The sequence below is a fragment of the Bartonella sp. OT172YNZD genome, assembly GCF_042193725.1.
Lineage (GTDB): Bacteria > Pseudomonadota > Alphaproteobacteria > Rhizobiales > Rhizobiaceae > Bartonella > Bartonella grahamii_A.
Window position 1 is genome coordinate 79,061 of the sequence record NZ_JBHILZ010000004.1, and the last position, 12,852, is coordinate 91,912.

The window sequence follows — 12,852 nt, forward strand, 5'->3', positions numbered from 1 at the left end:
TTATAGATTTCTCTATATCATAAAATAAAAAAAATAAAGAGACTATAATTAATCTTATAGCGTATTAAATGAAATGATATAATCTATAAATTGCTGCTAGCGCTATTATATCACTCAATTTTTATATTAAAAAAATAGCATCTTAAACGGATATAACATTTTTTACATAAGATTATTAATTTTTTTATTGAGATCAATCCCACAAAGCAAAAGAGATTAGAACATCTTTTACCGAAGATCCTCAATATCAAAAAAGCTTCATAAAAAATATAAACCGTTATCAACGCTTCTCACTAGTTAATAAACACCCACAACACTCTTTATGTCTGATAAAACCTCAACAAATAACAAAACAAATCCTTACCCCCATCATTGCGCATAAAAATTCATAAATATACTAAGATCTGTAAAATAAAGGAATCTTAAATCCTTTAAAAATTTTTTATTTTCTGATATCAAATAAAAAAATAACTGGTATATCAAATGCGATTAACGTGCTTTATTATAGTCAATACTGCGTTTGTCATTGTAGCGATTGATAATGCAATTAACTTTACCAATACCCTTGATAGACTTGCTATCACTCCTGTAATGATTGCAACATTATCTTCATACTCCGATTGCTTACCTTTTGAGTAAGATAATTTTTGATCTTACAAATTGATTATCTCCTCGCACTTTTCAAAACTTTACGAAAAGCTCATGCTCCTTAAAATAAAACCCAAAAGCGCGATTAAAAAGATAGCTAAAAATAAGCATTAGCAATAGAAGGACGAGAAATCGCTTTTGAGAGAGCCATAGCAATAGTTTCACCAGATTTGTGAGCCTGCTCACGACTCTGACCATTTTTAAAAGCAAGCGCAATTACATCGCGACGCAGCTGCGCAATAAACAACTCTTGCTGTTGAGGACTCATCTTAGAAAGATGCTTGATAATATCTGGAAAAGACACGGACAATCTCTCTAACAACAACTCCTCTGTTACATCAAACTTCTGAGAAGAAAAAGAAGAGCGACCGGAAAAAAACTGATAAACAGCACTACTTCGAGAAGCAAAAAAGATAGCGCCAAAAATAAAAAATACAAATAAAATAAAAATAATACGATGCAAAAAAGATCCCATTATCTCTTACCTAAAGATCACAGAATACAAACACAGATTCCTTTTATGATTCTCCTTATAGCATTCAACAATGCCTCAATAAAGAAAAATCAAATTATTGAAAATGAATACGCTAACAATACCCGCCCAATAAGACCTGCACCTCTGTGTATTTAGGTACTATAGGCGGAAACTAATAACAGATCTTACACTTCCCCCTAATAACACCTTACAACATCCCCTAAAACAATTATAAAAAGCCTGACTGAGGAAATCCTCAGTCAGGCCAGACAATCTAGGGGATCCACGCGGGGGGGGGGGGAGGAGGTTCCCCGATTGTCCTCTCACATCAACCACTAAGATAGCCGATGCAATATTCTTGCTATGGAATAAAATTCTTTAAACAACAAGGAATTCTTATCATCTTCTACGCAAAAAAACATAAAAGAGTTATAAATTGTTTAAAAATGTTTAAATTTAGGCAAAAAAAGTTCACAATGACCCAATTTGAAGCAATTTTATTTCAAGAAGTATCAATTAGAATCTACGATCATTATAACTGTTAAATAGTTTCTTTCATAATTCTGATGATCCTAATTAAAAAACCGTAATTTCTACGTATCCACCCTATAAAAATCAAACTATGTAAAAGTAGAATCAATCACTTTTCCAACAGCAATCACCACAAAAGAAAAACGTAGATTTTTAAAATCTTACACAAATAATCGTAAAAAATGAAAAACATCTTCTTGCAAGAAGACTATGAATTATTTAAATAAAAACAATAAATTAGAGAAATAAAATCTTATCTATCTTTATAAAAAATTTCTGTAAATGATCATTAAAATATTGTCACATCCCTTATGTAACAATCAATGAAAAATTTAAACAGCTTAATCTTATGAAAAAATGAGAGCTCTGAAGGTATTTGTTTCGAATCACGCCCTATAATCATTCCAAATAACGATAAACTATTTTAATAATAACCAACAATCTCTAACGCATTTTAACATAACAAACCGAGATCAATGCAGACATCTTCTCTTAATCTCTATCATTTAAATGATCCCGTAAAATAATACACACAGTAGTTTCTATGCTTAAAAATTGTTATAGTCTGTTTTTCTAACGTAACCAATTCATTTATTTGCAATCACAACTCATCATTTGACAATTTACATAAGAGATCTCAGGAGGGTAAGGTTCCCTTATTTTATAAATCTTCGTCTATTGAATCAATGAATAGTCATACTATCGCACATCACAAACAAGAAGAAGCATATGGATAAAAAATATAGAAAGAGTCAAAATACCTTCTATGAACCATTTTAAAGCAAGATCTGCAGTAACATGAGAAACTGAAACATAAACGATGATGTCGGCTTACAACTTTTACTTAAACTAAAGACAATGGTGCCTATCAATTTTACGCTATACTCATGGACTGCGTCATAAGATGAGCGGCAAGCATAAAAAGAAAGAAAATCACTTTTGGTAAGAAAAATGGACTTATTTAATAACCTTCATACTTCTCATGATAAAAAAATACGAAACTTTAGTGTAATATCACGCTTTTCTTTCCTACTTTCAGCCACGAACTATCCATAAATCATCGTCAATCTGATTTTTATGAATATAATGCAAAACACATAGACGAACGTCATATATAAATGCTTGTAAGAAGAAATAAACGTAAAGCCAGATGCGTTATTAAAACCGTTGTTGTACAAAATGTTTTTAAAATTCAGAATATCACTCCAATCCATTACCAATTTATGAGTAATTTTATGGCATCATCTACCAAGCTTTTACTTTTTCTATTACTTGTAAATCAACACCTGCTCCTAACATAGCAATATGTTTGAGATAAAAATTAGAGCAAATGAGAACCATATGAACAGTCCCAGCTTTTATATGCTCAATTAGAGTAAAAATATTTACGTCTGTTTGAGAAATCTTAAAAAAACCATCATTCATTTTGAAAGAAACATAAAAGCCCAAAGATAAAAACTTATTACTATCTTTACCATCCCTTTTATTTGTTTTTACGACTTTCAAACACGCTCATAACGCTGTGTTTTAAATAATGAAAATCATGCATTGTCTTACCCTTTTACTTTTTCGTCTTTTTAGAGCATCTTTTTGCACCCCTCACTAAAAATTCCAAGGTACTTCTTATCTAAACGCCTGTTCTAAAGAGACATCTTAAGATCGCACCACCATTTTTGACATTTATGAAGGTATGAGCCATTACTATATTATATTGTGGGATGTTGTATCATATTGTAGCCGCTCTCACATTTAGAAAATGTATGAAAGATGTATTTCCTTTTACAAACGGTATTATTTAGATAAATATCTTCTCTTATAACAGATAAACAGACTCTTTTGGATTCTGAAACAGAAAATTTGAAATGAAAAAATATTCTTATATTCAAGCCTCTCCTTGAAGTCTAAAAATAAATGATCTTTTAAAATCAATATATTAGCTAATAAAACAAATATGATATCAAGAAACCTTAAATAATAATCCTCATAAGCTTAACTCTATAGAAGGTGCTTTCATTACACAGCCTCCACGCCCCTATGAAACTCTAAGACTCTCATATAAAAACATAATACAAATGTAAAAAACAATAGATTATCAATGATTGAATAAAGTTTTATCTCTATGCTATTCCTTGAGAAAAATCAGAGAATAAAGCACGTTAACAAACGCGATTTATGTAAAATCTACTTGTTTATCTTTGATATCGTCAACCAATAAACGCGGATCACGAGCAAGCCAAAGCGTAACCATACCCTCCTCACTGTTTTCATTTTGTATAGGAGTACACCAAACCGTTTGTTCTAGAACAAGTCCCGCATTTTTAAGCCATTGTTCTATTTGTAAAGCCGAAAATCCAAGACGCATATGCGCTTGATCAGAATATGAAGATTCAATTTCATGATAACCAAAATCTACAATCAATAAACGGCCATGAGGACGCAAAACACTTGATATCTCATGAACAAATATTGCAGGATTTTCAAGAAAATGTAAAACCCAATGAAGAATAACTAAATCGAAAGTTGTATCTCCAACAGACAAGTGAAAAACATTGCTATCAAGCACGACTTCAACCGCATGCGTATAAAGATTAGAAAACAATTTTAAGACAGAGTCTCCACCTATTCCAATATTCAGCATCGTCTGAAATGGTTTATCGCCAATGATTTCAAGTAAAGCGTTTTCCACCCTATGATCTGCCATATAGAATGACCGTAATACATCCCATTGCAACGTATTTTGTAAGAAATGCCTCTTTTTCGTTTTTTGACGCTGCTTTTTAACATCCTTCAAACGTTCTAAGTCGTGCATTAACAACATATCATGCTTTGGCAAAGCCAAAAGAACACCCATCACAATGTCTTTACCCCAAAAATCATGACAAAGCTTAAAATAAAGGCTATCTCCCTTCTGATAACCCTCAATCAATCGTGCTTCGTACAATAAACGTAAATATCGTGATATACACGCTTGCGACTGATCAAGAATAAAAATAAAATCAGGAATTGTTAAATCTTCATGATGCAAGAGCGTAAGAATCCGTAAATGACTTACTTCTGCGACCGCTTTCATCAGCACAATCATTGCATCTAAACTTGGACTTTTTTTCATAATTACTCCTTAAACATTCCTATAAACGTTTGTTTATAGGAAAAAAAGTCAAGTATAAAACGCATATTCTCATCTATTTTGTTCTCTCTATTTTATTATACTATGAAAAAAAAACAGGCTACTGTAAAAAACAAACAGATCTTATCCCGCTGCTTCTCGTTATAATGAGAAAACATTGATTCATAATAACAATTCATCATTTTCAACTTGAATAAAAAACTGGAATACCGTAAATTTTTCCCATTTCAAACCTATTCATGATAAATCAATCCAAATCATTCTCTTACAGCTCATAAATGGAGGAGACATATGGATAAAAATACTTTTTATGGTCATCTCAAAACAAGAACTGCCCACCATTGAAAGAAAATAAATAACATGATGGTGCCAGCTTGCATTTTTTATTAAGTAAAGATGGTAATGCTCAATGACCAGAGCATTTGTAGAAATAGTACTATACTTTTCATCCCCTCCTTTTCATTGCAATTTTACAAGCAATAACCGGTTATATACCATGAGTAGAATAACCTTATTTAGGTCATAATTTCATAAAGGATCTCTTACTATTTTCAATGAATAAAAACTTCTACTGCGGACACACACACTTTATTTATAAAATAACAAACGCTATAAAATACACTATTTTTTCAACAAAGCTGAGATAAGATAAAAAATTCTAGCGTGTAAGAGGTTTATAATTCGCATGCTTAGGATTAAGAGATTCCGCCCCAAGACGACGAGCTTTATCAGCCTCATATTCAGCAAAATTACCTTCAAACCATTCTACATGGCCATCACCTTCAAAGGCTAAAATATGTGTTGCCAATCGATCAAGAAACATACGATCATGCGATATGATAACTGCACAACCAGCGAAATTTTCCAACGCATCTTCCAATGCACCCAATGTTTCAGTATCAAGATCATTTGTCGGTTCATCAAGAAGAAGCACATTTCCCCCCTCTTTTAAAAGTTTCGCCAGATGTACACGATTGCGCTGCCCTCCTGATAAATTTGTCACCTTCTGCTGCTGATCTGCCCCCTTGAAATTAAAAGCCCCGCAATAAGCGCGGCTATTCATCTCATATTTGCCTAATTTAATAATGTCATTTCCACCAGAAATTTCCTCCCAAACAGTTTTATTCCCCACCAAGGAATCGCGACTCTGATCCACATAACTCATATGAACTGTTTCACCGATACGTATTTGACCTGAATCGGGCTGTTCCTGTCCCGTCAACATTTTAAACAATGTCGACTTTCCCACACCATTAGCCCCAATAACGCCGACAATACCACCAGCAGGAAGTTTAAAAGAAAGAGAATCAATCAAAACACGTTCACCATAAGCTTTAGAGAGATTATCAACTTCAATAACAACCTGTCCTAATCTTTCTCCAATAGGAATAATGATTTGTGCCTCTCCAGGACGGCGCTCACATGCTGCTTGAACCAACTCATCATAAGCCTTAATCCGAGCTTTTGACTTTGCCTGTCGCCCTTTTGGACTAGAAGCGATCCATTCTTGCTCACGTGATAAAGCACGTTGACGCGCTGCCTCTTCACGACCTTCTTGAGCCAAACGCTTGGCTTTAGCCCCCAAATAAGCAGAATAGTTCCCCTCATAAGGAATACCTCTACCGCGATCTAACTCTAAAATCCAACCCGTTACATTGTCGAGAAAATAACGATCATGGGTTATCAAAAGCACGGCCCCAAAATATTCACGGAGATGCCTTTCAAGCCAAGCCGTCGTTTCAGCATCTAAATGGTTTGTCGGTTCATCCAAAAGTAATAAATCAGGTTTTGACAAAAGCAATTTACAAAGTGCAACACGCCGCTTCTCACCACCCGAAAGTTTTGTTACATCCCCATCGGCTGGCGGACAACCAAGAGCAGCCATAGCCATTTCCACTTGACTTTCTAAATCCCAAAGATTCTGACTGTCAATAATGTCCTGAAGCTGTGCACTTTCATCAGCCGTTTCTTCGCTATAATTCATCATCAATTCGTTGTAACGCTCAAGAATTTCTTGTTTATCTGCAACACCTTCCATCACATTGCCACGCACATCTTTGCTCGCATCAAGCAAAGGTTCTTGTGGTAGATAGCCACAGCGTGCTCCTTCAGAAATCCATGCTTCTCCTGTATATTCCTTATCTAGCCCAGCCATAATACGTAAAATAGTTGACTTCCCTGCACCATTCGGCCCTAAAATACCGATCTTCGCATCTGGATAAAAAGACAAATGAATATTTTCTAGAATTTTTTTATTGCCGTAAGACTTGTTAAGCCCAGCCATATGATAGATAAATTGACGTGCCATAAATTTCTCTTTATATTGTGCGATATTAAAGATTAGGATTTTGAAAAAACTGCTTTTGCTTTTTGAAACTGTACAGTAAATAGCCTTTACATCGTATCAAAAGCTTTTCGCTTTATATTGGTACATTTTTTCTAATCTCACAAGCCCCAGTGTGGTCCTAAATGCAAAAAAACATCCCCCAAAAAAACAAAAAACAAATCTTTTTAGCTGTACCTGAAAGCTGTTATCAAACACTACCTCTCTTTTCCATACCAGATATAACGTTGTATTTTTATCGTATTAAACCAACTTATCAATGTAGTCTGGTGCCAAAAAGAAAAGCAATTCTCTATGCGCCTTCTTTTTTCGCTTTATGGGCTTTACATCACGCAGTAAAAAATCCTTCCCTTTTTTCATCGATTTTTTGCTACGGGAAACAATGGTCTTCCCCCCTTGCCTTGATGTGGCTTAAATTACGTTTACAAAACGATCGCCGCCTTATGGGATCTGACGTTCCAAGCCCAATGATCATGAAAGCTTTGCACCAACACGTGGCAAAAAATGGCTACAGTGCACTTCCCATTGGTACGTGGTTACAATTCGTAAAAAACTATAAAACCAATTGTAAAAACTTATCCATCCCCCTCTTTTGGCTCGATAATTATAAAAATAATATCAATATCCAGCAAATCATTTCAAAACTTCAAGACAAAATATAGCTTTTTAAAAATACGATAAAAGCTCATCTCGTATAGGAATATATTTATGGAAAAAAAAGCCTTAATCGTCATTGATGTTCAAAATGACTTCTTACTAGGTGGAGCACTTGCCGTACCACAAGGTGATGCTATTTTACCCGCCGTCAATAATCTCATAAATCATTTTGACCACGTTATCTTAACCCAAGACTGGCACCCCAAAAACCACTGCAGCTTTGCTTCCTGTTATCCTGAAAAAAAACCCTATGATACCATCATTCTTGACTATGGTCCTCAAATACTTTGGCCTGATCATTGCATACGAGGAACACAAGGAGCAGAATTTCATACATCTCTTAGAGTGGAAAAGGCACAACTTATCCTTAGAAAAGGCTATAATCAAAAAATGGACAGCTATTCTGCTTTTCTTGAAAATGATCAAAAAACACCAACAGGTTTACAAGTTTATCTCAAAGAACATGGTTTTACCAAGCTCACTATGTGTGGCCTAGCAACTGATTTTTGTGTCGGATTTTCTGCTCTTCACGCTATACAATGCGGTTTTAAAGTCAGTGTTTCATTAAATGCCTGTGCTGGTATTGATGTAAACGGATCACTAAACACTATCCTTAAAACTATGAACGAAGCTGGTATAGAACTTTTAATGGTCTCTTAAAATATTCTTCTCTAACTTACCATTATAATATACTGATTTATAAGAGATAAATTATTTTTCACATATTTTAAGTGAGAGTCCAGAATATCGTAAATTCTCTTATTTCAAACCTGTTTCAAAACCATTCTCTTACACGTTACGAAGAGAATCAATGTATGAATAAAAATCATTAAAAAAACAGTAAAATGCTTCTTATGAACCATTAAATAGCAAGAGCTTGTTTATAATATTGAAAGCTAATAAAAAGTATAACATCAGCTTTCTGTCTTATATTTAGGTCAAAAAGTACCCTAGAAATTGTACATTATTCCCTTCATGGAGTATGTCATGCAATGGACTCAACCTTAAAACAAAAATGCAAATAAGCAATAAGATAGTATTTTATTTTGCATAAAAGACTTCTTTCTATTCAAAGATATGGGATAAACAAAAGCGTGAGAAAATAAAAAATCTCCATTACTTAGACACAACATGTTTATCCAATTGACGATACTTAAAACGAATCGAAGAATATAATGCCATCCCTATAATACAGACTCCCACAAGTCCTGTTAAGACTTCAGGAACCGATATAATCGTTTGCAGATACATAATCACCGCAAGAACTAAAATTGCATAAAAAGCACCATGCTCTAAATAACGATAATGAAATAATGTTCCTGATTCAACCAACATAATTGTCATAGAACGAACGTACAATGCACCTATACCAAGACCTATCGCAATAATAAAAAGGTTGTGTGAAAAGGCAAAAGCACCAACCACGCCATCGAAAGAAAAACTAGCATCAAGAACTTCTAAATAAAGAAATGCCCCTACTCCCCCGTGAGCTACTGTTGTTAAAGTCTTTTGAGGAGCATCCAAGAGATGACCGACAGCTTCAACACCGATAAAGGTCAAAAGTCCATAAAGGGCTGCGAATAAAAAAGTTATTTTATCTTCTGCGTCAATATGACCTGAAACAAATAAGATAAAAATCAAAACAATTGCAATATCAATCCCAACAAGCGCCCCAAACTTTTGAGCAGGTCTCTCTATAACATTAAGCCAATGCACCTTTTTTTCAGAATCAAAAAAATATTTTAAACCAACCATCATAAGGAAAGTTCCTCCAAAAGCCGCAATCTCCATATGCGCATCAGTTAAAACTTCAGCATATCGATGTGGTTCCCATATCGCTAATTTGACTGCCGCAATTGGATTAATCCCAACAGCAACGACAACCACCAATAATGGAAAAACAATTCGCATCCCAAATACAGCTATCAAAATGCCCCATATAAGAAAACGACGACGCCACAATGGATCCATTCTACTAAGAACACGCGCATTGATAATAGAATTATCAAAAGATAAAGAAATTTCCAAAACTCCTAAAACAAAGCAAATAAAAAAATATTTAAGAAAACCAGTAATACTTTCCGTTTCAAACCAACCAATAACCCCTCCTAAAAAGACACCAATAATCGTGAAAAAAAAAGCAAACCCAAAATAGCGTAATAGGGCCATGATCATTCCTCAAAGTTTATTTTCTAATTCATCTAAAGCACACCCAGTACAAATCCAAAGTTTGCATCTCTTTAAATTTGCATCTATTAATGCAGAGGTATATAGAATATATATGGTAGAGTTACATGAAAATTCTCTCAAAAAAAAGCAAGAGACAAATGTAGTAAACAGAGAGTTTTGTTTTGAAATGAATATCAATTGTCAATACAATAAGTGAAAAATTTCTTTCTATTCAAAAAAATAAAAAAATAAAAAGAAATTAAAGCTGTAAATATTGACATTATATCATAGAATATTAATACATAGTGTGCTTTTATTATTTTATGATTTATACCATGATGATTTACTGAGGGAGATAATTCGTGGCACGTCCTGAAACTGAATCAAAAACCATATTTGGAAAACGTTTACGTTATGTACGTCTTGCTTTAGGCGATCCATCACGTGAAACCCTAGCTAAAAATTTTAGCATGACAAAAAATTCCATTGCTTTTTATGAGCGTGGAGAGAGAGAACCCAATCTTAGTGTCTTACAAACATACCGCACGTTATATGGTGTCAATATTAATTGGCTTTTAACTGGACAAGGAAAAATGTTTGACACCGAATATACAAAGGGTGATTTTGACTGGAATTATTTTATTAAAAAAATCGAAGGACTGGAAGAAACACTTGCCAATAGTGATCGTAACAAAAAACTAAATCAAGAAAAAATCAACAGTTCTTATGAAAAATTACAGCAATATTTGTCAAGACAAGGTTTATCAAATGGCCTTAACCCTAAAACTACAGCCTCTCTGATCGATATGAAAGCTAAAATGGCCAATTCTTATACCCTTAGCTTGTTCATTGATTTACTCATTCGAAGCGTATCCCAAAAAGAGGTTATAGCTAATCAATAAACGTCTATTTCAAAAGAAAAAACAAGAAATGATTAAGCTCTATCAGTATGGAGAAAAGTATTTTTCACTTTATCCATGCTGGTGAAATTTTGTACAATTTATAAAATTTATTTATGTAACAACAATAAAAATATTCGCGTTGTAAATGAAAGTATAGTGTCTTTAAATTAAAAAAATAATTTTATAGTATAAAATTCTCATTCATATCTTATTGACAAGAAATTTTTTCTTGTTAAAAGAATAATAGCTCTCATAGAAATTATTTTTTAAGGTCAGAAAATTGAAGGGGAATATATTGACGACTTCCTATAGAGACATACATTAAGATTCACAAACGGATTAGTTAAATATTTTCCTGAAAATTATCAGCTGTTTTATGAGGTGGGAAGCATGTATTTTGAGGTGTTTCAAGGAGTTCACAATCAATGGTACTGGCGTTTAATCTCAGGAGATGCACAAAAAATTGCTTTTTCTAGTAAAGGTTATCCAACAAAACAAGATATCCTAATCAATATTGAACAAATCAAAGAAATTACACATAAAGCTCTTATTAGAGAACTACAGTCCTAACGTTCTTTACCATTAAAATAAGTGTTTATTTTGTATAATGGTATGTTGAGTTACTTTTGTGAAAAGTAAAAAGTGATCATTTTTCCTTCAATGGGAGGAAGTTTTTGTATTATTTCTGACACTCATAAATAACAATCACATTTTTGCAGATTATATATTTGTTTTCAATCATACTCAAGTCTCTATAGCATTTATCAAAAAGAAAATCTCTTAAGTCTTGTATTTTTCATAAAAAATAAACGCACATGAAGAGAAGATAAATCATCAATGAGAAATATAATTACTCTACCAGATATTAATATCTTTTACCTTCATATTCTTCTTCTGTATCTGATAATCATAACTGACTTACCCATTTCATCTTCATAAAAAGCAAATATCTCTTTCTTTCTATTATCATGCAATTTTTTATACCTATTAGTTGAAACTATCGTAGCATTTATACCTTACATCTAATAGGAACGCACAAAATTTTTTCCAGCCATAATATAAAATTGCTGGATTGTACAGACGCGCTTTTTAATAACCAGTATACCTATAAACTGGTTTATCATCATAAACTCTCATTTTATGACCAACGACGCTGTGTCTTATAAATTTAAATGTTTTCATAAAATCAGAGTAAACTTAAATATTCTTTTCCAATACAATCTCTCCATCAGCACCATAATTGGCTTCATTAAAGTCTATCTCTCTCATCATTCCAATCCTCCTAACACATTTCTACGCCCTTTAATGCAAAATATGAATACAATCACTCTTTATCATCTTCATATTTAAGCATTTTTTGATATTTCTTTTCATTTTTTTCATATTGCTTAATTTGTTTTTTCAGTTTTTCAATTGCTTGATCACGTCTTTTAATCACCATACTTTGCTCTCTAATAGCTCTATCTCGTTCTTCAGTCATCTTCATAGAATCTCTTAAAAACTCATGCTTTATTCTTCTAGATTCCTCTTTTAAAACTTTCACTTGACTGCGATAATATAAAGAAAACCGAAATATGATCCCGCTGAACAACAAAACAACAACCATTGCTCCCAATAAAATTTCGTTTACACTCATTTAGATCTCCCTTAATTGTCGCTCAAGTGATCATCTTGACCAATTTGTTTCATCTTCAATCAAAAAAGAATGTAATAAATTGCATGTTCCAAGTGTGAACAATCACTCTCGGCATTCTTATTTTCTCCATTAAAGCCATTGATAAATGACGCAAACAAATCTCTGAAAGCGGCTAAATCTACACGCTTACACCAATTATTTGCGACACATTTATTGACACAAAATACAAAAAATAAGGAACGTCAAATAAAACTAACAACGCAATGCAATCATACAAGCCTTGCCCAAATCGTTCTTATCTTCCTTTTTACGCCATGTGGAATGCGGCTATATATGAAAGTTTTCATTATTACAAAAATCTTC

11 protein-coding genes are annotated in these 12,852 nt (G+C 33.1%); 5 read left to right on the forward strand and 6 right to left on the reverse strand.

Annotation, left to right across the window (positions count from 1 at the left end):
- Positions 1–483 precede the first annotated feature (483 nt).
- Positions 484–639 (forward strand): hypothetical protein, encoded by a 156-nt coding sequence (locus tag ACFIJS_RS02685; RefSeq protein WP_375649682.1) that lies wholly within the window; start codon positions 484–486, stop codon positions 637–639.
- 106 nt (positions 640–745) lie between these two features.
- Here ACFIJS_RS02685 and ACFIJS_RS02690 read toward each other — a convergent pair whose 3' ends face one another.
- From ACFIJS_RS02690 to ettA, 4 genes are all read right to left on the reverse strand, one after another.
- Positions 746–1,123 carry a hypothetical protein gene (locus ACFIJS_RS02690; protein WP_375649684.1) on the reverse strand — a complete coding sequence of 126 codons (378 nt, stop codon included), beginning with the start codon at positions 1,121–1,123 and terminating at the stop codon, positions 746–748.
- Positions 1,124–2,899: 1,776 nt separating this feature from the next.
- Positions 2,900–3,160: a hypothetical protein gene (locus ACFIJS_RS02695; protein ID WP_375649686.1), complete on the reverse strand. Its 261-nt coding sequence runs from the start codon at positions 3,158–3,160 to the stop codon at positions 2,900–2,902.
- Between the two features lie 664 nt (positions 3,161–3,824).
- Complete coding sequence (locus tag ACFIJS_RS02700) at positions 3,825–4,763, reverse strand: ArsR/SmtB family transcription factor (RefSeq protein WP_375649688.1); 939 nt, start codon at positions 4,761–4,763, stop codon at positions 3,825–3,827.
- A gap of 676 nt (positions 4,764–5,439) precedes the next feature.
- Positions 5,440–7,089 (reverse strand): energy-dependent translational throttle protein EttA, encoded by a 1,650-nt coding sequence (gene ettA / locus ACFIJS_RS02705; protein ID WP_375649690.1) that lies wholly within the window; start codon positions 7,087–7,089, stop codon positions 5,440–5,442.
- Between the two features lie 161 nt (positions 7,090–7,250).
- On the opposite strand from ettA, the gene ACFIJS_RS02710 reads away from it, so the two are divergent.
- A complete protein-coding gene (locus ACFIJS_RS02710) occupies positions 7,251–7,787 on the forward strand; it encodes a hypothetical protein (RefSeq protein WP_375649693.1) in 537 nt (178 codons plus the stop codon).
- Positions 7,788–7,833: 46 nt separating this feature from the next.
- Entirely contained in the window at positions 7,834–8,442 is a 609-nt protein-coding gene (gene pncA, locus ACFIJS_RS02715; protein WP_375623040.1) for a bifunctional nicotinamidase/pyrazinamidase, read from the forward strand.
- A 456-nt stretch (positions 8,443–8,898) separates the two neighbouring features.
- Here pncA and ACFIJS_RS02720 read toward each other — a convergent pair whose 3' ends face one another.
- Positions 8,899–9,951, reverse strand: a complete 1,053-nt coding sequence (locus tag ACFIJS_RS02720; RefSeq protein ID WP_375649695.1) for a DUF475 domain-containing protein — start codon at positions 9,949–9,951, stop codon at positions 8,899–8,901.
- A 362-nt stretch (positions 9,952–10,313) separates the two neighbouring features.
- Between ACFIJS_RS02720 and ACFIJS_RS02725 the strand changes: the two genes are divergently transcribed.
- Together ACFIJS_RS02725 and ACFIJS_RS02730 are read left to right on the forward strand one after the other, a co-directional pair.
- Positions 10,314–10,853, forward strand: coding sequence for a helix-turn-helix domain-containing protein (locus ACFIJS_RS02725; RefSeq protein WP_375649697.1), 540 nt, complete (start codon positions 10,314–10,316; stop codon positions 10,851–10,853).
- A gap of 390 nt (positions 10,854–11,243) precedes the next feature.
- Positions 11,244–11,423, forward strand: a complete 180-nt coding sequence (locus ACFIJS_RS02730; protein WP_142416545.1) for a DUF1508 domain-containing protein — start codon at positions 11,244–11,246, stop codon at positions 11,421–11,423.
- Positions 11,424–12,177: 754 nt separating this feature from the next.
- On the opposite strand, the gene ACFIJS_RS02735 is transcribed toward ACFIJS_RS02730, so the two are convergent.
- Complete coding sequence (locus tag ACFIJS_RS02735) at positions 12,178–12,489, reverse strand: hypothetical protein (protein ID WP_375649700.1); 312 nt, start codon at positions 12,487–12,489, stop codon at positions 12,178–12,180.
- Between the last annotated feature and the right edge of the window lie 363 nt (positions 12,490–12,852).

Bases quoted from the DNA above. Each gene is read 5' to 3' on its own strand.
- ACFIJS_RS02690 (WP_375649684.1), bottom strand. From the start codon at position 1,123: ATGGGATCTTTTTTGCATCGTATTATTTTTATTTTATTTGTATTTTTT.
- ACFIJS_RS02700 (WP_375649688.1), bottom strand. From the start codon at position 4,763: ATGAAAAAAAGTCCAAGTTTAGATGCAATGATTGTGCTGATGAAAGCG.
- ACFIJS_RS02720 (WP_375649695.1), bottom strand. From the start codon at position 9,951: ATGGCCCTATTACGCTATTTTGGGTTTGCTTTTTTTTTCACGATTATT.
- ACFIJS_RS02735 (WP_375649700.1), bottom strand. From the start codon at position 12,489: ATGAGTGTAAACGAAATTTTATTGGGAGCAATGGTTGTTGTTTTGTTG.
- ACFIJS_RS02730 (WP_142416545.1), top strand. From the start codon at position 11,244: ATGTATTTTGAGGTGTTTCAAGGAGTTCACAATCAATGGTACTGGCGT.
- ACFIJS_RS02710 (WP_375649693.1), top strand. From the start codon at position 7,251: ATGCAAAAAAACATCCCCCAAAAAAACAAAAAACAAATCTTTTTAGCT.
- ettA (WP_375649690.1), bottom strand. From the start codon at position 7,089: ATGGCACGTCAATTTATCTATCATATGGCTGGGCTTAACAAGTCTTAC.
- ACFIJS_RS02685 (WP_375649682.1), top strand. From the start codon at position 484: ATGCGATTAACGTGCTTTATTATAGTCAATACTGCGTTTGTCATTGTA.
- pncA (WP_375623040.1), top strand. From the start codon at position 7,834: ATGGAAAAAAAAGCCTTAATCGTCATTGATGTTCAAAATGACTTCTTA.